Origin of the sequence: Bradyrhizobium ontarionense (assembly GCF_021088345.1) — a bacterium.
Lineage (GTDB): Bacteria > Pseudomonadota > Alphaproteobacteria > Rhizobiales > Xanthobacteraceae > Bradyrhizobium > Bradyrhizobium ontarionense.
Map to the genome: position 1 here is coordinate 3,245,841 of NZ_CP088156.1, position 24,719 is coordinate 3,270,559.

At 65.8% G+C, this 24,719-nt stretch carries 21 protein-coding genes and 1 pseudogene; 12 read left to right on the forward strand and 10 right to left on the reverse strand.

Annotated elements, in window-relative coordinates; translation table 11 throughout:
• Positions 1–330: 330 nt before the first annotated feature.
• Complete coding sequence (locus LQG66_RS14660) at positions 331–996, forward strand: OmpA family protein (RefSeq protein ID WP_231326920.1); 666 nt, start codon at positions 331–333, stop codon at positions 994–996.
• 62 nt (positions 997–1,058) lie between these two features.
• Here the strand turns inward: LQG66_RS14660 and LQG66_RS14665 are convergent, their stop codons facing one another.
• Complete coding sequence (locus LQG66_RS14665; protein WP_231326921.1) at positions 1,059–2,396, reverse strand: phospholipid carrier-dependent glycosyltransferase; 1,338 nt, start codon at positions 2,394–2,396, stop codon at positions 1,059–1,061.
• Between the two features lie 133 nt (positions 2,397–2,529).
• Between LQG66_RS14665 and LQG66_RS14670 the strand changes: the two genes are divergently transcribed.
• The 5 genes and pseudogenes from LQG66_RS14670 to LQG66_RS14690 form a co-directional block, all read left to right on the forward strand.
• The gene (locus LQG66_RS14670) at positions 2,530–3,231 is read left to right on the forward strand and encodes a FecR family protein (protein ID WP_231326922.1); all 702 of its coding nucleotides are present in this window, start codon (positions 2,530–2,532) and stop codon (positions 3,229–3,231) included.
• Between the two features lie 2 nt (positions 3,232–3,233).
• Positions 3,234–4,403 carry a hypothetical protein gene (locus LQG66_RS14675; protein ID WP_231326923.1) on the forward strand — a complete coding sequence of 390 codons (1,170 nt, stop codon included), beginning with the start codon at positions 3,234–3,236 and terminating at the stop codon, positions 4,401–4,403.
• A 164-nt stretch (positions 4,404–4,567) separates the two neighbouring features.
• A complete protein-coding gene (locus tag LQG66_RS14680) occupies positions 4,568–6,016 on the forward strand; it encodes an MATE family efflux transporter (RefSeq protein WP_231326924.1) in 1,449 nt (482 codons plus the stop codon).
• A 310-nt stretch (positions 6,017–6,326) separates the two neighbouring features.
• Positions 6,327–7,556 (forward strand): TadE/TadG family type IV pilus assembly protein, encoded by a 1,230-nt coding sequence (locus tag LQG66_RS14685; protein ID WP_231326925.1) that lies wholly within the window; start codon positions 6,327–6,329, stop codon positions 7,554–7,556.
• 702 nt (positions 7,557–8,258) lie between these two features.
• Positions 8,259–8,354 (forward strand): annotated as a pseudogene (locus LQG66_RS14690) (GTP-binding protein); the annotation flags it as partial.
• A gap of 131 nt (positions 8,355–8,485) precedes the next feature.
• Here LQG66_RS14690 and LQG66_RS14695 read toward each other — a convergent pair.
• Positions 8,486–9,004 (reverse strand): cupin domain-containing protein, encoded by a 519-nt coding sequence (locus LQG66_RS14695; RefSeq protein WP_231326926.1) that lies wholly within the window; start codon positions 9,002–9,004, stop codon positions 8,486–8,488.
• A 136-nt stretch (positions 9,005–9,140) separates the two neighbouring features.
• Here LQG66_RS14695 and LQG66_RS14700 point away from each other — a divergent pair, with 136 nt between their 5' ends.
• Positions 9,141–9,356, forward strand: a complete 216-nt coding sequence (locus LQG66_RS14700) for a CsbD family protein (protein WP_231326927.1) — start codon at positions 9,141–9,143, stop codon at positions 9,354–9,356.
• A 298-nt stretch (positions 9,357–9,654) separates the two neighbouring features.
• On the opposite strand, the gene LQG66_RS14705 is transcribed toward LQG66_RS14700, so the two are convergent.
• On the reverse strand, positions 9,655–10,125 hold the full coding sequence (locus LQG66_RS14705) for an FKBP-type peptidyl-prolyl cis-trans isomerase (protein ID WP_231326928.1): 471 nt from the start codon (positions 10,123–10,125) through the stop codon (positions 9,655–9,657).
• Positions 10,126–11,316: 1,191 nt separating this feature from the next.
• Positions 11,317–12,903, reverse strand: a complete 1,587-nt coding sequence (ggt, locus tag LQG66_RS14710) for a gamma-glutamyltransferase (protein ID WP_231326929.1) — start codon at positions 12,901–12,903, stop codon at positions 11,317–11,319.
• Between the two features lie 132 nt (positions 12,904–13,035).
• On the opposite strand from ggt, the gene trhO reads away from it, so the two are divergent.
• Both trhO and LQG66_RS14720 read left to right on the forward strand, forming a co-directional pair.
• Positions 13,036–13,815: an oxygen-dependent tRNA uridine(34) hydroxylase TrhO gene (gene trhO, locus LQG66_RS14715; protein ID WP_231326930.1), complete on the forward strand. Its 780-nt coding sequence runs from the start codon at positions 13,036–13,038 to the stop codon at positions 13,813–13,815.
• The gene (locus tag LQG66_RS14720) at positions 13,802–14,029 is read left to right on the forward strand and encodes a SlyX family protein (protein ID WP_231326931.1); all 228 of its coding nucleotides are present in this window, start codon (positions 13,802–13,804) and stop codon (positions 14,027–14,029) included. Before trhO ends, LQG66_RS14720 begins: the two co-directional genes overlap by 14 nt.
• A 16-nt stretch (positions 14,030–14,045) precedes the next feature.
• Here LQG66_RS14720 and LQG66_RS14725 read toward each other — a convergent pair whose 3' ends face one another.
• A complete protein-coding gene (locus LQG66_RS14725) occupies positions 14,046–15,956 on the reverse strand; it encodes a diguanylate cyclase (protein ID WP_231326932.1) in 1,911 nt (636 codons plus the stop codon).
• Positions 15,957–16,127: 171 nt separating this feature from the next.
• Positions 16,128–16,370 (reverse strand): hypothetical protein, encoded by a 243-nt coding sequence (locus LQG66_RS14730; RefSeq protein WP_231326933.1) that lies wholly within the window; start codon positions 16,368–16,370, stop codon positions 16,128–16,130.
• Positions 16,371–16,526: 156 nt separating this feature from the next.
• Between LQG66_RS14730 and hemE the strand changes: the two genes are divergently transcribed.
• Complete coding sequence (hemE, locus tag LQG66_RS14735; protein ID WP_231326934.1) at positions 16,527–17,558, forward strand: uroporphyrinogen decarboxylase; 1,032 nt, start codon at positions 16,527–16,529, stop codon at positions 17,556–17,558.
• A 4-nt stretch (positions 17,559–17,562) separates the two neighbouring features.
• On the opposite strand, the gene hemC is transcribed toward hemE, so the two are convergent.
• The 3 genes from hemC to LQG66_RS14750 form a co-directional block, all read right to left on the reverse strand.
• Entirely contained in the window at positions 17,563–18,540 is a 978-nt protein-coding gene (gene hemC / locus LQG66_RS14740; protein ID WP_256460620.1) for a hydroxymethylbilane synthase, read from the reverse strand.
• Between the two features lie 15 nt (positions 18,541–18,555).
• Positions 18,556–20,181, reverse strand: coding sequence for a GMC family oxidoreductase (locus tag LQG66_RS14745; RefSeq protein ID WP_231326935.1), 1,626 nt, complete (start codon positions 20,179–20,181; stop codon positions 18,556–18,558).
• Positions 20,182–20,274: 93 nt separating this feature from the next.
• Positions 20,275–21,468 carry an acetate/propionate family kinase gene (locus LQG66_RS14750; protein ID WP_231326936.1) on the reverse strand — a complete coding sequence of 398 codons (1,194 nt, stop codon included), beginning with the start codon at positions 21,466–21,468 and terminating at the stop codon, positions 20,275–20,277.
• Positions 21,469–21,823: 355 nt separating this feature from the next.
• Between LQG66_RS14750 and LQG66_RS14755 the strand changes: the two genes are divergently transcribed.
• Both LQG66_RS14755 and LQG66_RS14760 read left to right on the forward strand, forming a co-directional pair.
• Complete coding sequence (locus LQG66_RS14755) at positions 21,824–22,858, forward strand: cobalamin-independent methionine synthase II family protein (RefSeq protein WP_231327788.1); 1,035 nt, start codon at positions 21,824–21,826, stop codon at positions 22,856–22,858.
• A gap of 171 nt (positions 22,859–23,029) precedes the next feature.
• Positions 23,030–23,671 (forward strand): hypothetical protein, encoded by a 642-nt coding sequence (locus LQG66_RS14760; protein WP_231326937.1) that lies wholly within the window; start codon positions 23,030–23,032, stop codon positions 23,669–23,671.
• Positions 23,672–23,737: 66 nt separating this feature from the next.
• Here the strand turns inward: LQG66_RS14760 and LQG66_RS14765 are convergent, their stop codons facing one another.
• The gene (locus LQG66_RS14765; protein WP_231326938.1) at positions 23,738–24,715 is read right to left on the reverse strand and encodes a PDR/VanB family oxidoreductase; all 978 of its coding nucleotides are present in this window, start codon (positions 24,713–24,715) and stop codon (positions 23,738–23,740) included.
• Positions 24,716–24,719 lie beyond the last annotated feature (4 nt).

Sequence of the window (24,719 nt, forward strand, 5' to 3'; positions counted from 1 at the left end):
ACTGGTAGTCGCGCCTCTGTGATGAGTTGAACACGGCTTCGCTTTTCTGTTCGCGTTTCTTGACTCAATCGTTTGCTGCCTGCCTCGCTTCCCTCGGTTTGCGATTTTTTTCCGGCGATGGATATCCGGTAGAACCGCATCTTGCCGATTTGTTGTTCGCAGACCGGCCAGCTGCCGATGGCTTTGCGGCATCGCCGTTACGCAATCGGGCAGCCGAACCTCCGGACCGCGGCCAACAACGTGACCACGGTCACATTCGAAACCTTTGAACCCGTCCTATCCTCCACGCATCCAAATGCCATAGGGCATGACGACCCGAGGATGACGACGATGACCCATTTGATTGGACGCTTTGTGATCGGACGCCTTGCAATTGGAACGGCGGCACTGACCACCCTGCTGGCCGTGAGCGCGGGCGCAGCGCTCGCCGGCGAGGCCGTCTCGGCCGACCAGATCCTGAACGCGCTGAAGCCGAAATCGGTCACGCGTGGCCTCTCGGCCGGGCCGCAGGCCGTCCCGCAGCCGGATCCGGCTGTCCAGGCGAAACAATCGACCTTCATCGACAGCGTGCGCAACCGCAAGACCCGCTCGCTGTCGTTGGGCGAGCGCGAGCAGATCGCCGAGATTGCCGCGACCAAGCCGAAGATCGATCTCGAGATCCAGTTCGACTACAATTCGGCCGCGCTCAGCAAGAGCGCGATGCCGGCCGTGCAGGAGCTCGGCAAGGCGCTGTCCGATCCCAATCTGAAGGGCACGACCTTCGTCGTTGCCGGTCACACCGACGGCGTCGGCAGCGACGGCTTCAACCAGGATCTGTCCGAGCGGCGCGCCGACACGATCAAGCGCTACCTCGTCGAGAAGTTCGGCCTGACCGGGCAGGACCTCGTGGCCGTGGGCTATGGCAAGACCAAGCTGAAGGACGCCGCGAACCCGGCCGATCCGCTCAACCGGCGGGTCCAGGTCGTGAACATGGACACCAAAACCGCGGCGAAGTGAGCGCTCCGCCGCGCGTTTCGCCTCGCCTGCCGATGGTCCCCGGCGGGCGGGGCACTTTTTTTCTAGATCCAGCTCTGGAACAGCATCAGCCGGCTGAAGGTCTGCATCGTCGTGCCGATGAAGGCGGCGCTGACCGGCAGCATCGCAATGAAGCCGGCGATCGCGACCGCGACGTAGCTCCACATCAGCCAGCGCGGCGCACGCATCAGCACATGGACCAGCGCGAGGCTCGCGAGCGTCGCCGACGGCAGATAGTAGTAGAGGAAGCTCAGCGCGCGCGGCAGCAGCGCCCATGGCAGCCAGCAGCCGAGATAGAACGCCAGGATCAGGAACGCGGGCGCACTGCGCACCACGACGAAATCCCTGACGCAGACGGCGAGCGCCAGGAGCGCCACCCACAGCACCAGCGGGTTGCCGAGCAGCACCACCGCGGCGACGGCGGTATCGCTCGTCTGGTCGAACAGGAACCAGACCGGGCGAACCAGGAACGGCCAGGTCGGCCATGCGCTCATATAGGTATGACCGGCGATCGCCGTCGTGACGCTGTCGGCGAAGATACGTCGTTGCGCGTCGAGGATGCCCGCGATCGACAGGCCGTGCAGCGGAACGAAGGTCGCGAGATAACAAAGAGCCGGGATCACGACGAAGCAGAGCAGAATGTGCACCCAAGCGAGCCGCGGCCACTGCTCGGGCCGGTACCAGTCCGTCGGCTCCGCATCGCCGAACGACGTCTGCCAATACTGCAGCAACCTGATCAGGCCGACGATGCCGAGCGCGGTCAGCAGCGGAAACAGCCCGCTCCATTTGCAGGCGATCGCAAGGCCGAAGCCGGCGCCGGCAAGCGCAAAGGCGAATTGCGGCCGCTGCTGGCGCCAGCCGAACAGGAACGCGGCGATCGCGAGCAGGCTGAAGGCCAGCGCGCCGATGTCCAGCATCGCCGTGCGCGCCTGCACGAACAGCATCTGGTTGAAGAAGGCGATCGCCGCCGCCGCGACCGCGGGCGCCTGCGCCGCGAACAGCGCGAGGCCGCACAGGTAGATCGCGACCACGGCGAGCGCGCCGAGCACGGTACCGGGATAGCGCCAGCCGAACGCATCATCGCCGAATGTCCGGATCGACAGCGCGATCAGCTCCTTGGCGAGCGGCGGATGCATCGGGTTGAGCTGCGGCAACGGCGGCGCGAGCCCCAGCATCTGGCGCGCCGCGGGCACGTAATGCACCTCGTCGAACACGAATTTTGGCGGCGAGGCGAGCCCGACCATCAGCGCGACATGGGCGATCAGGAAGATCACCACGGCCGTCAGCAGCGAACGCCGACGCGGCGAACCGTCGCCATGTTGCGCCGTGTCGCGTGACCGCTCACCGTCCCCGTGCCTGGCAGCAGATACCTTCGTGTGCATGCGCGTTGAACTGATCTCACTGTGCCTGCAACTAACCACCGAATACGTATCGAGGCAAACTTGTGTCCATTTTACAACAACGTCGCGAGCCGTCTTCAGCTAGATTGTTCACGGAACAATCTTCGGTGTTGATATGAGTCTGCGTCGCCGAACATTCGCTGCTGCGATGTCGGCCGCCGCCCTGCTCGGGGTCGCGGGCGCGGCGCGCGCCGACAATCGCATCGGCGAGGCCGTGCTGGTCCAGAAGGACGTGCTGCGCGTGGCCGGCGCTTCGACCAGCCCGATCAACGTCGGCGACGGCGTGGTGCGCAACGAGACCGTGCGCACCGGCAGTGACAGCGCCACGCGTCTCGTCATGATCGACAGCACCAACCTGTCGCTCGGTGCCAACGCGAGCCTGACGCTCGACCGCACTGTTTTCAACGACGAAACCAGCTATCGCGACATCGCGATCCGGCTCGGCACCGGCGCCTTCCGGTTCGTGACCGGCCATTCCGACAAGGCCGCCTACAAGATCAACACGCCGCTGGCGACCATCGGCGTCCGCGGCACCATCCTCGACATCAGGTCGCAGCGCGGCCAGACCATGGTCGTGCTGCAGGAGGGCGCCTCGCGCGTCTGCACCCTCACCTTCCAATGCATCGAGCTGACCCAGCCGGGCGACACCGCGATCATCACCGCGACCGGCCAGGGCAGGAGCGCGATCAAGAAGACCAACAACCCGTCCTGGAGCTTTGCAGCGACCTGCACGTCGACATCAGGGCTTTGCGCGGTCACCGATCTCGCCAGCAATGCGCCGCCCCAGGACTTCACCGGCATCCTGTGCGGACGGTGATCATGGCGAGGCGTCTCGGCCAATGGACTTCACTGATGGCGGTCGGCGGGTTGCTGGCGCTCGCATGGCCGGTCGCGCCCGCCGCGGCGCAGAGCAGCTGCGGCGTCGAGACTTACGCAGCCGCGCAGTCCTGCCCGCCGCCAACGCCCTCGCCGACGCCCACGGCGTCGCCGACACCCACGCCAACATCGACACCGACACCCACTCCAACCGCGTCGCCGACACCAACGCCGACCGCAACTCCGACTCCGACACCAACTCCGTCGCCGACGCCCACCGGCGCCGGCAACAGCGCCAACTCCATCAATGGCCTTGCCGACCAGCGCTTCAACCAGATGATCACCAACCGGGTGCTCGGCCTGGTCCTGCTCGGCGTCAACGAGCAGATCAACTGCAACGATTGCATCAGCGCGTTCGGCTCAGCCGGCTCGTTCTCCGCCGGCATCCATGGCCGCAAGCAGCTGACCAACAATCTGGCGCTGCTCGCCGGCCTCGCCTACACCCAATACAACGAGAACGGCTATCACGTGACGTCAGCCCCGATCGGCGCCTTCGCGCTGCGCTACGACTTCACCGATTGGGGGTCGTCGCGGCCGTTCTTCGACGTCGGAACCATCCTCACGCCCTATGAGAGGGTTCGCTACGGGCGCAGCTACACGACGAGCCTGGGCAACGTGACGGTCGACGGCACGACCACGGCGTCAAACTACGCGGTCTACGGCCGCGCCGGCTGGATCAACCGGATCTCGCCACGCGACGAGCTCGCGGCTTCCGTCGAGCTGTGGCAGCTCTGGCAGCGTGTCGCCGGCTATCGCGATCCGGCCGCGTCCTTCAACCCGTTCGATGCATCGGTCGCCGGCGGCACCGACCGCACCAGCCTGGTCAAGATCGGCGGCCAATGGACCCATCTGTTCGGCACCAGCCTCGAGGCCAACATCAACGGCGGCTACGTGCAGTCGTTCGCCAGCAAGTCCGGCATCGTCGCGGCCGTGACAGGCAACGGCACGGTGACGCCGACCATGGGCAACCAGGGCTGGTTCGAGTACGGCGGCCGGCTCGGTTTCCGGCTGTCCGAGGGCTGGATCGCCGACCTGTTCGTCAACGGCACGCTGGGGCCGCAGCCGGTCGGCACCACGATCCATGGCGGCATCGGCCTGCGCATCCATTATTAGCCGCCCGGCCCGGAAGCGGCGAAACGCCCGTCCGTTCAAAACTTCATGATCGCTCTGCGTGAGGCCGCCTTGACCCTTGCGGATCCGTGGCCTTATTCCAAGATGATTGCATGATGATCATCATGTAAATGCAGTGACATCACGGCGGCGTGTGCGGAGGCGGAATGGACGTTTCGACCCAGGCGACCAGTGAGGCCCGCCGTAGCGCCCGGCCGGCGCGCCAGACCACGAGTTCGCCGCCGCCCGCCGCTGAGCCGGCGCGGGCGCAGGCCACCGCGGCGCGCGCTGCGCTCCTGACCGGGCCGGTGCTGCCGGCGCTGTTCCGGCTGGCGCTGCCGACGATGACCGTGCTGGTGGCACAAACCGCGGTCAACGTGGCCGAGGCCTATTATGTCGGTTTCCTCGGCACCGACGCGCTCGCCGGCGTCGCGCTGGTGTTCCCGATCTTCATGCTGATGACGATGATGTCGAATGGCGGCATCGGCAGCGGCGTCTCCTCGGCGGTGGCACGGGCGGTCGGCGCCGGGCGCAACGGCGATGCCGACGCGATCGCCTTCCATGCCATCGTGCTGGCGGTGATGGCCGGTGGGCTGTTCACGCTCGCGACGGCGCTGTTGGGCCCGGCGCTGTATCGCGCGCTCGGCGGCCGCGCCGGCGCGCTGGACGCAGCGCTGAGCTATTCCAACTACCTGTTCGCCGGCGCAATTCCGGTATGGATCGTCAATCTTCAGGCTGCGGCGCTGCGCGGCTCGGGCAATGTGCGCGTGCCGGCCCTGGTCACGCTGATCGGCGCACTGGTGATGATCCCGGCCTCGCCGCTCCTGATCTTCGGCCTCGGACCCCTGCCGGGGCTCGGCATTGCCGGCGCCGGCGTTGCCTTCGGGCTGTATTATTGCGGGGCGATGCTGGTGCTCGTGCGCTACATGGCCTCGGGCCGCTCCAGCCTGCATGTCCGCATCACGCCGCTGCAGCGCCGGCTGTTCGCCGACATCCTCAAGGTCGGACTGCCGACCGCGGCCAACGCCGTGCTGGTCAATCTCACCGTCATCCTGGTGACCGCGCTCGCGGGCCGCTTCGGCACCGCGGAGCTCGCGGCCTACGGCATTGCATCGCGGCTCGACTACATCATGATCCCGATCCTGTTCGGGCTGTGCACGGCGACCCTGACCATGGTCGGCATCAATGTCGGCGCCGGCCAGGGCGTACGCGCCCGCCACATCGCCGTCGCCAGCGCGCTCACCGGCGCCGCGCTGGTCGGCGCGATCGGAGGCCTCGTCGCGCTGCATCCGCCGCTGTGGCTCGCGCTGTTCAGCCATGATGCCGACGTGCTGCGCGAGGGCGCGACCTATCTCCGCACCGTCGCACCGGCCTATGTCGCGCTCGGATTCGGCTTCGTGCTGGCCTTTGCCGGGCAAGGCGCCGGCCACGTGCTGTGGCCGTTCGTTGCGTCCATCCTGCGCGTCCTGATTGCAGCGGGCGGCGGCTATATCGCCGTCGTACTGTTCGGCGGCGGCATGGCGGCGCTGGCTGCGATGGTGACCCTGTCGCTCATCGTCTACGCGCTGATCTGCGGCCGCGTCCTGTGGTCGCGCCGCATCTGGCACACAAAATAGTCCCGCAGCGTATGTCCGCACATCATCGCAATGATCGCTGGTACTCCGACTCACGACAACCAAACGGTGGTCCGGACTGATACCACCGAGAACAGGCAGTCGACCTTCGTACCACCTGCGGGAGGTAGAATGAGCCCGCTGTCGTGTTTTCAGAAAATACAATGATAACCCTGGTTCCCCGATCGCTGCATTGGAGTTCCCTTTCGGCAACGCGATTCAGACCACGGTAAGGTCTGCCTGCCACTTCCTGCAACGGAGGCTCGCATCTGCCGGCGTTGAGCCCGGACATAAAGAACCAGGGAGCGTCGCCATGACCACGTTGATCTCAGCTAGAACTCTTCGCAGTGTCTCACGCAGGTTCTGCGAAGCCCAAGACGGGCAGATCAGCATGATCTTCGCGATCGCCCTCATCCCGATCCTGGTGACAGTCGGCGCAGCCGTCGATTTTGCCAAGTCGAGCGACGTGAAGGCGCAGCTGCAGAAATCGGTCGACGCCGCCGTGCTCGCCGGGGTGACCCAGGCCAGTGCACAGCAGATCACGACGGCGAGCGCGGTCTTCTCGGGCAGCTTCGGCGGCCGGTTCGGCACCACGGGGACCGCCAATTTCACAGCCAACAACGACGGCTCGCTGACGGGCATTGCGACCACCTCGGTGAAGACGTCGTTCCTGAACGTGATGGGCGTGTCGTCGCTCGGGGTGAGCGTGTCGGGGACCGCCAAGGCCGGCGCGCAGAGCAGGTCGCCGGTCTGCATCCTGCTCGTCAGCACGATCAACTCGCAATCGCTGCTGGTCAATTCGGGCGCCCAGCTCAACGCGCCGACCTGCGAGGTCCACGTGCTGTCGACCCAGAGTCCGGCCGCCATGTTCAACGCCACGCTGAACGTCAAGCGCATCTGCATCAAGGGATCGACCATCGTCAAGAACGGCGGCGTGACGCCGCCGGCCGAGACCAGCTGCGCGGCGATCGCAGATCCGTTCGCGGGCACACTGCCTGCGGTCACCGTCGGGTCCTGCACCACAAACAATCAGGTCTACAATCCCGGCTCGGTCACGCTGAACCCGGGTGTCTATTGCGGCTCGACCAACTTCAACGGCTCCGGCACGCTGACGCTCAATCCCGGCCTTTACATCATCAAGGGCGGCGCGATGACCTTCAACTCGGGATGGACGGTCACCGGCAACGGCGTCACCTTCTATCTCGTCGATCAGAACGCCACGCTGACCTTCAACGGCAACGTCAACGCCACGCTGTCGGCGCCGACCACCGGCACCTACGCCAACATCCTGATGTACGAGCCGAACGGCCTGTCGACCACGCAGCTGCCGATCAACGGCACCAGCAGTTCGTCCTACACCGGCCTGATGTATCTGCCGAGCCGCAACGTCACGATCAATTCCGTGTCGACCATGAGCAGCAACAGCGTGACCATGGTGTTCAACACGCTGATCCTGAATGCGACCAACTGGGCCATCGCGCCGGGTGCGCTGTCGATGTCTGTGGCCAGTGGTCCAGCCGGCACGGCGTATCTGACGAAGTAGTTGCGCTCTTCAACTGCATCCCTGCGGCTGCCGTTTCGTCGCCCGTCAGCAGGCTTGGCCGCCCAAAGCGGGGCCAGAGCGGTCCTAATTATAATCCGAGCTGCCGCCCCACGGCAGCGCTGCGCTCCCTCTCCCCGTTCTTACGGGGGCGCGACGAGCTTCGCTCGCGCTGAGAGGGTCGGGGTGAGGGGCAGCCACACGGGCGGTTTGAATCCATAGCCTGTCCCCCTCACCGAGATTCGCCAGGAGATCGGACTGCAGGTGTACTCCGGGTGAGGAGGCATCGGTCTAATAACTAAGAATGCCCGTGCGGCTGCCCCTCACCCCGACCCTCTCAGCGCGAGCGAAGCTCGTCGCGCCCCTGTAAGAACGGGGAGAGGGAGTGCAGCGTCGCCCGCGGCCGCAGCTTCGTTTCATCAGTGGAATCGGTCTGGCGTCCGCTTGTGGAGTCGAGCTGCTAGCTCTGGCGACCGGGTCGCCGGTGCCGACTCGCGCCTCCGTCGTCACGGCAATCACCTCCGTCCCCACAATGCGCCAACGAAAGACCTCTCACCCGAGGTGGCGCCACTCACGCCTTCGTCGCCCCCTCCCCTTGACACCTCCAGCCATTTCAGCTGAAGTTACGTTATAACATTACGTAATGAGGCTGCATGCCCGCTCGCCGGCGCCGACCCATGCCCTTGAAGAGGCTGTTCGATCTCGATGCCCAAACGCCCCGTCACGGACTTGTCCGGCTTCCTCGGGGCTGGGAAGACCACTTTACCGAACCACATCCTGAACAACGGCCGGAGCCGAAGAGGCGGCCTGACGATGACATCGGAGAAGCGCGCGTGATGGTCGCCCCTGCCGCGCGCGCCGAGGGAGCGGTATAGCCGCTCCCGCCATGGCGAGGCCGTCTCAAGACGGCCTCGCCATGAACGTCATCAACGTCAGGACTTCGTCTCGGCGGGATCGCGGTGCACCGGATCGATCCACAGCACCGTCTCGGGCTTCTCGACCGGCTCGATGTCGATGTTGATGGCGACCGCTTCACCGTCGCTGCGCACCAGCACGCATTCCAGCACCTCATCGGGACTGGCGTTGATCTCCTGGTGCGGCACATAGGGCGGCACGAAGATGAAGTCGCCGGGACCGGCCTCGGCCGTGAATTGCAGCTGCTCGCCCCAGCGCATCCGCGCCTTGCCCTTCACGACATAGATCACGCTTTCGAGATGACCGTGATGATGCGCGCCGGTCTTGGCGTCCGGCCTGATCGTCACCGTGCCGGCCCACAATTTCTGTGCGCCGACGCGCGCGAAATTGATCGCGGCCTTGCGATCCATGCCCGGTGTCGACGGCACGTTGGGGTCGAGCTGATTGCCGGAAATGACGCGCACGCCGTCGTGCTTCCAGCGCTCGGCGGCATCGTCGTGAGAGTGGCCGTGCGCGTGATCGTGAGAACCTGACATGATGCTTCTTGTCTCGGAGAGGGAACCGGCCGGACCTTAGCCAAAATGCCGCGGCAAGGCCACACGGGTTCCTCGCGAACCTTTTGGCAGTGCGCGCGTTGTTTCGGTAGTTCCAACACAACGGAGGAGAGACATCATGGGTGCCACCACCGACAAGATCAAGGGCGCGACCAATGAGGCCATCGGCAAGGCCAAGCAGGGAATCGGCGAGGCCACCGGCTCCGATCGCCTGCAGGGCGAAGGCGTGATCCAGGAGGTCAAGGGCAAGGGCCAGAAGGCCATGGGCGATGCCAAGCAGGCCACCAAGGACGCCGTGAACGATGCCGCGGCCGCGACCAACAAGAACCTCTGAGCTGAGCGAGATCATCGCGACGTCACGCCGCTGACAAAGCAACGCTGACATCGCAGGACCGGCCCCTCACGGGGCCGGTCTTTTTTTGGTGAGTCATTGCATATGGGGCGATGTACGCCGAGTCGTGTCCGTTCCGCCGAAGCTCCGCCGTCATCGCGAGCGAAGCGACGCGATCCAGTGTCACACAAAGACTCTGGATTGCTTCGTCGCTGCCGCTCCTCGCAATGACCGAGGAGAGAGCCTTTGCAACAACTCAGTTCGTCGACCGGTCGCACGAACGCGAGCGTCGCCGCGGAAACTACTTCACGCCCAGCAGTTCGACATCGAACATCAGGGTCGCGTTCGGCGGGATGACGCCGCCGGCGCCGCGGGCGCCGTAGCCGAGTTCGGGCGGAATGATCAAGGTGCGCTTGCCGCCGACCTTCATGGTGGCCACGCCCTCGTCCCATCCGGCAATCACGCGCTTCATCCCGATCGGGAATTCGAACGGCTCGTTGCGATCGACCGACGAGTCGAATTTCTTGCCCTTCTGACCGTTGTCATAGAGCCAGCCGGTGTAGTGCATCACGCAGGTCTGGCCGCGCGACGGCGTGGCGCCGGTGCCTTCCTTGGTGTCGATGATCTGCAGTCCGGAGGGAGTTGTCATGATCTTTCCTGTCGGTTTGGCGGAACTGGACTGTGCCGAAGCTGCATGAGAGCCCAGCACGGCACCGGCCGCGGCAGACGCCGCCGCCATCAGCGCAACTCTTCGATCGATCGGACGCCGCATGCTCGGACTGCCTCTGCTTGTTCACGGAGCCGGCGGTTTAGCGCATGGCGGCGCCGGTGACCAGCCTGCGTCAAACGGCCGGCATCTGCTATCCATCGCCTCGCCTGCGGGATGGGAAGGGGTGCATCGGCGCCGGGGTGCGAGCCCGGAAGTCTGCAAAGATCGTTTGCTCACACGGGTCCCTGCCCAGGGGACGAAGTCACTCATCCACCATTAGCAGGACAGCCCATTCAGTTTCTGAAAAAAATAAACATCTTGCGCTTTTTCGGAAATCATGATCATCTCTCGCCATCCCGCCTCACTGCGGAGGGGCGTTGCGCGCGATCGTCACGACACGCGAGGCGGGGAGGCGATGGCCGCGAGAGGTCGCAGCAGGCTCTTAAATGGGCATGCGGACGAACGACGTCTTGCGGACGTGAAGTCGCAGCGTCCTGATACCCCGATGCTGGTATCAAGTTCGTGTCGGCGCTGACGCGCCGCGCGGATGATGGTGGCCAACAAGCCCGGCGCACCAGGGAGACTGCGTATAAGCGTGAAGACCGTCGCGCAGGGAATGCCGGTTGATCGGCAGCACCTGTGGTACCTGCCGCCTGCATTCTTTTACGCAGGCGGGCCATGGGTGAGGCCTTCACCCGGCATTCCCTGCGCCCTCTGCATTCTCGCGAGGGACACGATGATGCATCACTCGGGCATCACTTGCCGCGAGAATGCGCGCTCATGTCCGCGTACATATCCCCGCCGATTGATGTGACGCTGCTGATTGATACGACCTTGATGGTTATGACTTGGCTGTTTGAGACGTGAATCCGCCTCACCCCCGCTGTCGTCCCGGGCAAGCCGCGACGCGCGACAGCGCGTTGCGGCGCCGACCCGGGACCCATACGCCGCGGCGGACGTGATGCGCGAGGTGCTGCTACGAGCCTGCCTCGAACCGCTCCCTGGGGTTATGGGTCCCGGCTCAAGGCCGGGACGACAGCGGTGTGTTGATGCAGCGAGGTCGCGTAGGGTGGGCAAAGCGGCCGCCCGCAGGGCGGTCGCGTGCCCACCGTCGGGTGGCGGACTCATCGTCAGAATGGTGGGCACGGCGCGCGAGAGAGAGCAGCATGACGCATGCAGTGTCGCATGCGCGCCTTTGCCCACCCTACGGCAACATCGCGTGCGACGACGAGAGCAGGAATGAACCCTGCCGCCTCAATACCCCAGCGCGCAGCCGTCCTTGCGCGGATCGGAGCCGCCGGTGAGCGTGCCCTTGTCCCAGTCGATCCAGATCGCCTGGCCGCCGCCGAGCGGCGACATCACCTTCGACGTCTTGTGGCCGATCTTCTCCAGCCCTTCGACCACCTCGGCCGGAACGCCGTCCTCGAGCTGATAGACACCCTCGTAGTGCAGCCCGCGCGCCATATCGATCGCCTCCTGCACGTCGCAGCCGTAATCGAGGATGTTGGTCAGCACGTGGGTCTGGCCGACCGGCTGGTACTGCCCGCCCATGACGCCGAACGACATCTGGGCCCGCCCGGCCTTGGTGGCCAGCGCCGGAATGATGGTGTGCAGCGGACGCTTGCCCGGGCCGATGCAGTTCGGATGATCGGGCTGGATGCGGAAGCCGCCGGCGCGGTTCTGCAGCAGCACGCCGGTCTGGTTGGAGACGATGGCCGAGCCGAAGGAATGCGCGATCGAATTGATGAAGGAGCATACGTTGCGGTCGCGGTCGACCACCGTGATGTACACCGTCTCCGGGTTCATCGGCGGCGCGACGCTGGGCAGGTCGAGCAGCTTGTCGAGGCTGATCTGCGACACGTATTCGTCGGCGAATTCCTTGGCGAGGATGCTCGCGACCTCGATCGTCATGTGCTCGGGGTCGCCGATATGCTGCTCGCGCATCATGTAGGCGATGCGCGCGGCCTCGGCCTCGAGATGGAAGCGCTCGATGCTGAGCGGCGCGATCCGGGTCAGGTCAAAACGCGAGAGGATGTTGAGCATCACCAGCATCGTGATGCCCGGTCCGTTCGGCGGGCACTGCCAGACGTCATGGTCCTTGTAGGTGGTGCCGATCGGCGCGGTGACTTCGGTCTGGTGGTTGGCGAAATCCTCCAGCGCATGCAGGCCGCCGATGCCGCGCAGGGTCTGCACCATGTCCTCCGCGACCGCGCCGGTGTAGAAGCCCTTCGGCCCCTCCTTGGCGATGATGCGCAGCGTCTGCGCCAGTTCGGGCTGGCGGATCACGTCGCCGACCGCGGCCGGCCTGCCATGCGGCAGCAGATAGCGCGCGGTGTTGGTGCCGTTCTTGAGCTTCTCGAACTGATTGTTCCAGTCGAAGCCGACGCGCGGCGCCACCACGTAGCCGTCCTCCGCGGCGCGGATCGCGGGCTGCAGCAGCCGGTCGAGGCCGAGCCGGCCATGGTCGCGCAGGATGCGGTCCCAGGCATCGATCGCGCCGGGGACGGACACGGCATGGGCCGACGTCAGCGGCACCGAATGGATCTTGCGCTCGAGATACCAGTCCACGGTCGCAGCCATCGGCGCCCGGCCCGAGCCGTTATAGGCCGTGATCCGGCCCTCGCCCTTGGGCTGCACCAGCGCGAAGCAGTCGCCGCCGATCCCGGTCGATTGCGGCTCGATCACCCCGAGCAGGGCGCAGGCGGCCACCGCCGCGTCCGCAGCGGTGCCGCCGGCGCGCAGCACCTCGATCCCGGCCAGCGCGGCCTGCGGGTGCGAGGTTGCGATCATTCCGTTCTGGGCGTGGACCGTGGACCTGCCGGGGAAGTGGAAACTTCTCATCGTTGCTCGCTGCGTGATCGTGCGGGGGCCGGAATGCCCTTGCTGACCGGCTACATGGCACATTCTTTCCGGGCTCGGCAATGCCCGGGGATACCAGCTTTTCTATGGTCAGGTCTGCTGCTAAACGGCCGCATGGACCTGACCGTCGCTGCCTTCTATCAGTTCGTCGCGCTGCCGGATTTCCGCTCCCTGCGCGCGCCGCTCCACGCCGTCTGCGCGGAGCGCGGCATCAAGGGCAGCATCCTGCTGGCCGAGGAGGGCATCAACGGTACGGTGGCCGGGTCCGCCGAGGCCGTCGCCGCGCTGGTGGACGAGTTGCGCCATGGCTCGCTGTTCACGGGCCGCCTGGACAATCTCGAGCTGAAATTCTCGCGTGCCGCGACGATGCCGTTCCAGCGCCTCAAGGTCCGGTTGAAACGGGAGATCGTCACCCTGGGAGATCCCGCGGCCGATCCGAACCGGCAGGTCGGGACCTATGTCAGTCCCGCCGATTGGAACGCGCTGATCGACTCGCCCGATACGCTACTGCTCGATACCAGAAATGCGTTCGAGGTTGCCCTCGGCACGTTCGAGGGCGCGGTCGATCCCGGTATCGCAAGCTTCGGCCAGTTCAAGGATTTTGCCGCCCGCACACTCGATCCGGCGAAGCACAAGGCGATCGCGATGTTCTGCACGGGCGGCATTCGCTGCGAGAAGGCGAGCGCGCTGCTGCTCGCGCGTGGATTTTCCGAAGTCTACCATCTGAAGGGCGGCATCCTCAAATACCTCGAAGAGATCCCGGAAGCCGAGAGCCGCTGGCGCGGCGGCTGTTTCGTCTTCGACGAACGTGTGGCGCTTGGTCACGGCCTGCGGGAGCACGCCGCGGGCGCGAAGGCAGGACATCCGAAAGGGGCGAGCGATGAGCAGTTCTGAGCAGTCGAACCGGGAATTGAGCGAACGGATCGACACCCTGGAGGCGCGGCTGATGTTCCAGGACGATACGATCGAGACGTTGAACCAGACCATCACGGCGCAATGGCGCGCGATCGACGCGTTGAAGCGGCAGATCGCCCTGCTCGGTGAGCGGCTCGAAGAGGCGGGAAGCAATGCGGACGGGCCGCGCAACGAACTGCCGCCGCACTATTGAGCGCAGGCCGGCGATCTCATGCCGGAACGGTGGCCGGCGCCGTGCCGGACGGCAGACTGATCACTTCGCCGGCCATGACCATGCGGTCGCGACCGCCATCCTTCGCCGCGTAGAGCGCGCTGTCGGCGACATCGATCAGCGAGGCCGGTCCGGCCGAGCGCTCGAAGCCCGGGCGGCAGACGGCGCCGCCGAGGCTCGCCGTCACGATCCCCGACGGGTTGTGCCGGTGGACGATGCCCACCTCGTGCAGGGCCCGCCTGATGCGCTCGCCGAGCCGCACACATCCCGCGGCGTCGGTGTTCGGCAGCAGGATGGCAAACTCCTCGCCGCCGTAGCGGGCCGCGAGGTCCGAGCTGCGCTGCGCCTCGTCGGCGAGGATGGCCGCGATCGTGTGCAGGCACTCATCGCCGGCGGGATGACCATAGGTATCGTTGAAGGCCTTGAAGTGGTCGATGTCGATCATCAGCAGCGCCAGCGACGTCTTGTCGCGATAGGCCCTGCCCCACTCCTCCAGCAGCCGCTCGTCGAAGCGGCGGCGGTTGGCGAGTCCGGTGAGACCGTCCTCGATCGCGAGCGTCTCGAGCCGGCCCTGCAGCGTCTTCTGCTGCGTCACGTCGCGCGTGACTGCGACGAAGCCGTCGATCTCGCCGTCCGGGCTGCGCGTGGCGCGGATGGTGGCCTCGACCCAGATCTCCGATTTGTCCCGGCGCCGCATGCGGTAGGTCGCCCGCGCTTCGTCGACGGCGCCTTTCCTGAGCTGATCGAGGATTTCCTGCAGCTGTGGACGATCCAGCGGATTCACGCCGGAAAGCGCGCGCTTGCCCAGGAGCTGCGATGGATGCCAGCCCAGAACGCGCATGGTGGACGGCGAAACGTAGCCGATGCATTCGTCCAGCTCGATGCGGGTGACGATATCGCTGGAGCCTTCGGCGAGGAGCCGGAAATTCTCCTCCTTGGCGGCGAGCGCCAGAGCGAGACGCTGTCGCTGCAGCAGCTGCTTCACCAGGAAGACGCCGATCGCGACGACCAGGGCGACGAGGCCGACCAGCACCGCGAGACGAACAAGCGCGTCGCGCTTCCACCGCGCCAGGACATCCTCCTGCGTGCGCGTCGTCAGCACCAGGAACGGGTAACGCTGCGCGTGCTGATAGAACCCGATGCGCTCGGAGCTCTCGCCACTGCGCGGAAAGTGCAAGACGCCCGATGCGGGATGATAGGGAATCGTTTCGAGGATCGGACGTCCGAGAACTTGCGGATCCGGTTCGGAGTTGTCTGCAAGCACTGCTCCGTCGCGGCTCATCAGACTGATCATGCCCTCCTGGCCGACAGCGAATTGCCGGTAGAACTGGGCGAAATAGGCGACGTCGATGGTCGCCGCCACGACACCGCCAAACCGACCGTCGGCATGGCTCCAACGTCGCGACAGCGTGATGACCCATTGCCCTCCCGCCTTGCTCCGCACGGGGCGGCCGATCAGCAGCGAACGGTCGGCCGACTTCGCGTGGTGCTCGAAGTAATCGCGGTCGGAATTATTGTAGTTGGAGAGAACGACGTCTTCGGTCGTCGCGAGCCAGTTGCCGTTTTCGTCATAGGCGAACAGCCCTCTGACCCGTCCGAGGTTCGCTTTTCTTGCCTTCAGGAATGCCTGAATCCGTTCGATTGCACCGGGCTTTCCGTCGTCCCTCTCCAGCGCGGTCACCACGCCCCTGAGCAGCGAATCCGCCAGCTCGAACGTATCCTCCACATGCTGTGTCAGCGAGCGGGCGAGATTGCTGAGCTCGATTTCGGCATTGCGCAGCTCGTTGTTGCGCGATTCCCATTCGCTCCAACCGCTGAATGCCAGGATGGCGCTGCAGACGAGCGCGAGAAAGCCAGCCGCCCACATGGGCCGGCGGCTCAGGTCTGCTCGGGTCGCACCAACGTCCATTCTGCGGGACACTCCAGCCGACGCCAGCGTCCCATGGACATCTTATTTATCTCTGAAATGGGCACTGCGGTAAGCGCCTCCGCGCGTTCCGTAAGACTACGGCAACAGCCGTACAATTACGGGACTCAGCAGCGGCGCGAACGCGCAGGTCAAACTATTCGAGTTGATAGTTCAGCGTACGAAGACGGAGCGCACCTTCTCCCACAGCGACGATGCGTGTTGTCCGACGGCATCGGCTTCGTGTGCTTTCACGCGCGTCGTCGACGGCTGCTGCAGGCTCACCGGATCAGACGCGGGAAACGTATCCATCAGTCCCTTGTCGAGCTGCGTCGCCGCTTTCCCATCGAGACGGGCAGCTTCGCGCGGGTCGGCCGCATGCTTGTCATGCGGCGCCGGGTCGAATTTCTCAGCCATGATCGGTCTCCCTGTGGGTGGACAACGCAGCTTCGGAACACCTGTTCCCCGAGGAGCTGCGGCGGATATGACCTTGGCCGGAACCGCGACCCCATGTATCACGGGCGGTAAACTGTTCCCGACCAGTACGGAGCCCCCAGCGTGAGTCAGCCTCCCGTGAATAAGCCTTTCATCGACGTGCTGGCCGGCCAGCGGCAAAGCGTGCCTCCGGTCTGGATGATGCGCCAGGCCGGCCGCTACCTGCCGGAATACCGCGAAGTCAGGGCCAAAGCCGGCGGCTTTCTCGATCTCTGCTTCAACCCGGACCTCGCGGCCGAAGTGACCCTGCAGCCGATCCGCCGCTTCGGCTTCGATGCGGCGATCATCTTTTCCGATATTCTGGTCATTCCATATGCGCTCGGTCGCGGCGTCCGCTTCGAGGTCGGCGAAGGGCCGCGGCTCGATCCGCTCGATACGCCCGAGAAGATCGCAACGCTGTCCGCACAGGCCGACCTCTCCAAGCTCGAGCCGGTGTTCGAGGCGCTGCGCCGCGTGCGGGCGGAGCTATCACCCCGCACTGCACTGATCGGGTTCTGCGGTGCGCCGTGGACGGTTGCGACCTACATGGTCGCAGGCCAGGGCACGCCTGATCAGGGGCCGGCGCGAATGCTGGCCTATCGGCATCCCGACGCGTTCAGCAAGATCATCGATGCGCTGGTCGACAGCTCGATCGCCTATCTCCTGAAGCAGCTGGAGGCCGGTGCGGACGCGCTGCAGATCTTCGACACCTGGGCCGGCGTGCTGTCGCCGCGCGAGTTCGCGCGCTGGTCGGTCGCCCCCACGCGGCGCATCATCGAGGGTGTGCGCAAGGCGCGGCCGGATGCCAAGATCATCGGTTTTCCGCGCGGCGCCGGTGCGTTGCTGCCGGGCTACGTCACCGAGACCGGCGTCGATGCCGTCAGCATCGACTGGACGGCGGAGCCTGGGCTGGTGCGCGAGCGGGTGCAGAGCAAGGTCGCCGTGCAGGGCAATCTCGATCCGCTGGCGCTGATCACCGGAGGTGCCGCGCTCGACCAGGCCGTTGACGACGTGCTGGCGAGCTATGCCGGCGGCCGACACATCTTCAATCTCGGCCACGGCATCCTGCCGGAGACACCGATCGCCCATGTCGAGCAGATGCTCGCGCGTGTCCGCGCCTACAAGGGATGACAGACTAACGCGGCCGGCTGCGCTCGATCAGCTCGGCCGCGCCATTGGCGAGCAGCTCGAGTCCGACCGCCCGGCCAAGCTCACGCGGGCGATCGGCGGGCGCCGAACGCTGCGCCTCGATGAAGCGGCCGCCGTCTTCGTCGAGCACCGACGCGGTCAGCGTCATCTGCGCGCCGTCGATGGTCGCAAAGCCCGCGATCGGCGAGTTGCAGTGGCCGTTGAGCACCCACAGCACCTCGCGCTCTGCGTCCGCGCAGGTGCGCGCCGCCGCGTCGTCGATGGTCGCAAGGATGCGCCGCGTCTCCCAATCGGATGCGGGGCACTCGACCGCGACGATGCCCTGCCCGACCGCGGGCAACATGTCGGCGGCCGGAAAGTCGAACGAGGCGCGGTCGGCGAGGCCGACCCGCTCGAGTCCGGACCGCGCCATGATCAACGCATCGGCCGGTCCGACCGCGCCGCCGTCCGGCAGCCGCTGCAGCTCGCCGCTGTCGAGCTTGCGGATACGGGTATCGGCGGCGCCGCGGAAATGGATCAGTTCGGCCTGCGGAAACAACCGCCGCGCATAGGCCGCCCGGCGCACGGCATTGGTGCCGATCTTGAAACCCTTGCCGCCATCCTTGCGGAATTCGTCCAGCGACAGGCCCCGCCGCAACACCAGCACGTCGCCGGGCGGATCGCGCGACAGCAGCGCCGCGACAACGAGGCCGGGCGTCTCCTCGTTGCCGGGCATGTCCTTCAGCGAATGCATCGCCGCATGCAGCTTGCCGTCCAGCATGGCGCGGCGGATCTCGGCGACGAACGCGCCGCCCTTGCCGCCGTGGGTCAGCAGCTTGCTGGTCTGGTCGGAATCGCCTGATGTCTCGAATTTGACGATCTCGATGTCGAGCGAGGGTATCGAGGCCTGCAGCCGGCGCGCGATCTCCTCCGTCTGCGCCAACGCCATCGTGCTCTTGCGGGTGCCGATCCGGAAACGTGTCACGAGGTCATTCCTAGGTCAGCGCGCGTCCTGCAAGATCATGTCGGATGCCTTCTCGGCGATCATGATGACCGGCGCGTTGGTGTTGCCCGAAACCAGGTCCGGCATGATCGAAGCGTCGACCACGCGCAGCCCGTCAATACCGCGCACGCGCAGGCGTTGATCGACGACGGCCAGAGCATCCGTCCCCATCCGGCAGGTCGAGGTCGGATGATAGATCGTGCTGCCGGTCTGCCGGCAATAGGCCAGAATGTCGTCGTCGCTCACGACCTTGGATCCCGGATAGGCTTCGTCCGAGACATACGGCTTCAGGGCGGGCGCCGCCAGGATTTTCCGCAAGATCCGGAGGCCGTCGATATTGGCCCGCCGGTCGGTTTCGCTGGCGAGATAGTTGATACGGATCTCCGGCGGTGCCGCCGGGTCGGCGCTCCTGATCCGGAGCGAGCCGCGGCTTTCGGGCCGGAGCTGGCAGACCGAGGCCGTGAAGCCAGAGAAGGTGTGCAGTTTCTCGCCCATCTTGTCGGTCGAGAACGGGATGAAATGGATCTGGATGTCCGGGCTCGCGAGCCGCGGATCGGTCTTGAAGAAGACGCCCGCCGTGCCGGCGGCGATCGTGAGCGGACCCTTACGAAAGGCGGCGTAGCGCGCTCCGGCCAACACCCTGCGCACGGGGTGATTGACGATGTCGTTCAGCGTGATGCGCTGGCTACAGCGCATGACGATGCGCACCTGGAGATGGTCCTGCAGGTCGCTCCCGACGCCGGGCGCATCGAGCACCACGTCGATGCCGTGCTGCCTCAGCAGCTCACCCGGGCCGACGCCGGACAGCTGCAGCAGTTGCGGCGAATTGTAGGCGCCGCTCGACACGAGGATTTCCTTGCGGGCGCGCGCAGTCCGCATCCGGCCACGCTGGCTAAACGTCACACCACTCGCCCGCCGCCCCTCGAACAGGATGCGCTGGGCCAGCGCATCTGTCTCGACATGGAGATTGCTACGGCCGAGCGCCGGCCGCAGGTAGGACACTGCGCTGCTGGCGCGCCGGCCACGCCGGGTGGTGGTCTGGAAGAACCCCGCGCCTTCCTGGCTGGCGCCATTGAAATCGGCGTTGAAGGGCAGACCGGCCTCGACCGCCGCCTTCACGAAGGCTTCAGAAAGCGGATCCTCGTGCCGCCAATCCGACACCGGCAGCGGGCCGTCGCCGCCGTGGAAGTCATCGGCGCCGCGGGACTGATTTTCCGCCCGCTTGAAATAGGGCAGCACGTCGTCATGGCCCCAGCCGACATTGCCGCGCTGGCGCCAGCGGTCATAGTCCTCGTGCTGACCGCGGACATAGAGCAGGCCGTTGATCGAGCTGGAGCCGCCGAGCACCTTGCCGCGCGGCTGGAACACGGAGCGACCGTCGAGCCCAGGCTCCGGCTCGGTCTGGTACATCCAGTTGACGGTCTTTTCCTTGAACAGCTTGCCGTAGCCGAGCGGGACGTGAATCCAGATGTTGGTGTCCTTCGGACCGGCTTCGAGCAGCAGCACCTTGTGCCTGCCGTCGCTGCTCAGACGATTGGCGAGAACGCAACCGGCCGAGCCAGCCCCGACCACGACGTAATCGAACTCCAGCTCCGCCTCACGCAACGCCGTGCTGCCGTCCATCGTTTCCCCACCGGCTCCTCTTGTTCTTCCACCCTGGAGATACCAAAACGGCGGGACTTGCAAGCGCGATTTCGGCAGACTTGTTCGGCCGAGTCAGAGGTTGCTCTGCTCCCCCAGCAGCCGAGCCGTATGCCGCGCAATCATCATCTCTTCGTTCGTATTGACGACGAACACGCGCGCACGCGAGCGGTCCGACGAGATCACGCCGTCACCCGCGCGATTCCTGGCATCGTCGAGCTCGATGCCGAGCCAATCGAAGCCGTCGCAGACCCGCGCACGAATGCGCCAAGCATGCTCGCCGATTCCGCCGCAGAACACCACGGCATCGAGGCCCGACAGGACCGCAGCCATCGCACCGAGCTCGCGCCTGATACGATCGACGAAATAGGCGATCGCCTGCTCGGCCTCTGGTGTTCCGGCCGCCTCCAGTTCGCGCATGTCCTGCGACAGACCCGAGAGTCCCTTCAGACCGGAGCGCGTGTACAGGAGATCGGTGATCGCCTGCGGCGTCATTCCCTTTTCCTGCAGCAGATAGAGGACAACGCCGGGATCCAGCTGTCCGCAGCGCGTGCCCATCGGCAGGCCATCGAGTGCGGTGAATCCCATCGACGAGCCGATGCTCTGACCGTCGCGGATCGCACACATCGAAGCGCCATTGCCAAGATGCATCACGACGACCCGCCCCTGCTCGTAGAGCGGCGCGGTCTCCTTCATGCGTGCGACGACGTATTCGTAGGACAGCCCATGAAAGCCGTAGCGACGAACGCCTTCGTCGTAGAACTCACGCGGCAAGGCATAGGTGTCATTCACCCAGGGGTGCGAGCGATGGAAAGCAGTGTCGAAACATCCGACCTGGAGCGCATCGGGGAAGGCACGATGCGCGGCGCGAACGCCGGAGAGGTTATGAGGCTGGTGCAGCGGCGCGAGTGGATTGAGCCTGTCCAGCTTTTCCAAGCTGACCTGATCGAGCACGACCGGCCGCGTAAATTCGATGCCGCCATGGACGATCCTGTGGCCGACGGCTTCGACAGCCGTTCTGCCGATAACCCGTTCCAGAACTGCGAGCACGACACCGAGAGCCGTTTCATGATCAGCAGCCCGCGCCGGATCGAGTCGTTCATCGGCAATCTTGGCGCCGTTCCGTTCCGCTTCGAGATGAGGGGCTATGGTACCAAGTCCCTCGATTTGGCCGCGCACACATTCGGCGGGCTCCGTCTCGCCTTCGAACAGCGCGAATTTGATCGAGGACGAGCCCGCGTTGAGAGTGAGAATGTGTCGCACTGTCATGTCGCCTCGTGAGAATGACATAGCCTTCGGACCTGCAGTGGCGACGCCGTGCGTCCGATCCTATCAGAACACGTCATCCCGTCGTGCTGCCCATTTGCCGGCTCTGCGATCGACGGTCTCGTCGACCCAGCAAACTGCGGAAAATACGACCCATTTTCATGACGGACCAAAGACGGACGAAACGCTAGCCTTTGTCGAGTGGACAACCGCTCTACGGCTGAAAAGATGCACAAGGGCGCAGATAACGCGATCCGCCTATGTCGACAGGATCCTCTTGCAGATCCCGCGCCGAGCGCGCCGTCTGTTAGGATGCTATCAAAGCGAGTCGGACTGCGGGAGGACATTAGTGGTGAACCTGCCTCGATATCTCCTGCCGACCACCGTGGTCGGAAGCTATCCGCAGCCGGATTGGCTGGTCGATCGCGCGATGCTCTCGAAGTCGGTTCCGCGGATCCGCCTGCAGGGTCTCTGGCGCATTCAGCGGCCGCTGCTCGACGATGCCCAGGACGACGCCACCATCATCGCGATCCACGACATGGAACATGCCGGCATCGATATCGTGACGGATGGGGAGATCCGCCGCGAGAGCTACTCCAACCGCTTTGCCACCGCGCTCGACGGCATCGATGCGGATAATCCCGCCATCATCATTTCGCCCTCCGGGATCAAGACGCCGGTGCCGCGGATCGTCGGTCCGATCCGGCGACTTCATCCGATCGAACGCCGCGACATGGAATTTCTCCGCCGCAACACCCATCGTGCCGCCAAGATCACCTTGCCCGGCCCCTTCACCCTGAGCCAGCAGGCGCAGGACGACTTCTACGGCGACGACGAGGCGCTTGCGATGGCCTTTGCCGAGGTCGTGAATGCCGAGATGCGCGACCTGCAGCGGGCCGGCGCTGACGTGATCCAGCTCGACGAGCCCTGGGTCCGCAACAACCCGCAAGCGGCGCGGCGCTATGCGGTGAAGGCCATCAACCGGGCGCTCGATCAGATCACGGTGCCCACCATCGTTCACGTCTGCTTCGGATATGCGGCCATCGTCCCCGGCTCGAGCAAGCCGACCGGGTACCCCTTCCTGACCGAGCTTGCCGAGTGCCGCGCGGACCAGATCTCCATCGAGGCGGCGCAGCCGCGGCTCGACCTCGGGGTCCTGAAAGATCTCTCGGCCAAGACCATCGTGCTCGGCGTGCTCGATCTCGGCGATCCCGAGGTCGAGCCGGTCGCGGTCATCGCCGAACGCATCCGCAGCGGCCTCAAGGTGGTGTCGCCGGAGCGGCTCGTCATCGCGCCGGACTGCGGCATGAAGTACCTGCCGCGCGCGACCGCCTTCGGCAAGCTCAAGGCGATGTGCGCGGCCGCGGCGCACGTGCGCGAGGAGCTCGCCTGACAGGCCGTCACGGCAGACAACTGCGAACAGCCGTCCGCAAAGGCGGCAGATGCGGCGGATTTCGGGCAGCATCTTGTGCGGCGAAGCCACCCAAACACCCCATTCCCGGCATAAGGCAGCCGGTGAACGCCGAGGACCGGCTGAGCCGATCCCATCGGACAGGAGGATCGGATGGCCGACTGCGTTATGCCGAAGAACGTCACCTTCGCAGTCGCCGCGCTGCTCGGCTGCGCGGCGCTGGGCGACATGGCGAGAGCCGATTCGATCGATGTCATGAGCGACCTGCTGCGTGACGCGCGAAGCTCGTTTGCGCGGATGGTGCCGCTGGAATTGGTGCCCACCATGCCGGCGCTGCAGCCTCCCGCCATCCAGCGCCCCGCCCCGTCCACACCACCGCAACCCGCTCCTCCCGCTCAGTTCAGCGCCAAGCCGCAAGCCGCCGAGCGCATGGCAAAGCCCCGCGCACCGGTCAGCCCCGCCGCGGCGGCGCTGGCGGCCGCGGAAGCCGCCGAGAAGATCGCCGACGCCAATCTCGACGTCGCCTTGGCGGCCAACGAGAAGGCCGTGTCCGACCGCAACGCCGCAGACGCGCTGGCGAAGACCAACCCCGCTCTGGCGACCATCGCCGCCGCCAGGGCCGCGGCCGAAGCGGCCCACATCGCCGACGCGAACCTGACCGACGCGCTGCTGGCCGACAAGAAGACCGACGCGCGCCTCAAGGCCGCACGAGAGGCCCTGGCAGCCGAGCAGAACGGCCGGAAGTCCTCGACCGCGCCGCAGGCGACAACTCCGGTCAGCCTGTCCGACAAGTAGGACCGCTGGTCTCGTCTCGCGCAGAACCTCGCCGCGGCAAGCGCACGCAGCCAGACCATACGCCCGCTACGCGTCGGTACGCTCCAGCGTGTCGACCGTGACCACGCCATGAGCGCGCGAGACGCAGGTGCAGAGCTTGCGGTTCTCGTGCTTCTGCTCCGCGCTGAAGAACACGTCGCGATGATCGATCTCGCCCTCGACCTCGACCACGTCGATTGCGCAGACGCCGCACTCGCCGCGCCGGCAGTCGGCCATCACCTCGTGGCCCGCCGCGTTGAGCACGTCGAGCATGGAGCGATCGCGCGGCACGATGATCTCCTCACGACTGCCGCGCAGCCGCACCTTGAACGGCTCGGCGGCGAGGCGGCCGCTCGAGCCGAAGGTCTCGTAGCTGAGGTCGGTCGGCGCGCGGCCGCAGCCGGACCACGCACTGCGCGCCGCATCCAGCATCCGCATCGGACCGCAGAGCAGCACGGTGGCGCCACCGGACAGTCCGGAGAACAGCTGCGCCAGATCGAGCCGCCGCGACTCGTCGGCGGCGTACACCGTGAGACGTTCGCCGAGCAGCGTCGACAGCTCCTCGACATAGGCGGCATCGCGCCGCGAGCGCACCGCGTAATGCAGCGAGACGTCGGCGCCCTTGCGCATCAGGGCCTGCGCCGCGCCGAGCAGCGGCGTGATGCCGATGCCGCCGGCGACGAGACAATATTGCGGGCGCTGCCAATCGACCTGCAACAGCGAGGTCGGGCTCGTCACGTCCACCCGCGCGCCGGGCTGCAGCGACCACAGATAACGCGACCCGCCGCGTGAATCCTCGGCGAGACGGACTGCGATCCGATAGCCCTGCGGCTCGGCTTCGCCGACCAGCGAATAGGAGCGCACGTCCGGCTGGCCGCCGACGAGAACGCTGAGCTTGAGATGGCTGCCGACGGCGTAGGGCGCACAGACATGGTTGTCGGGACGCAGGATGAATTCCCGGATTCCCGGCGCGAGGTCCCGTGTCGAGACCAGGGTCGCGGTCGACCAGTTGTCCTGGAAGCGCATGATC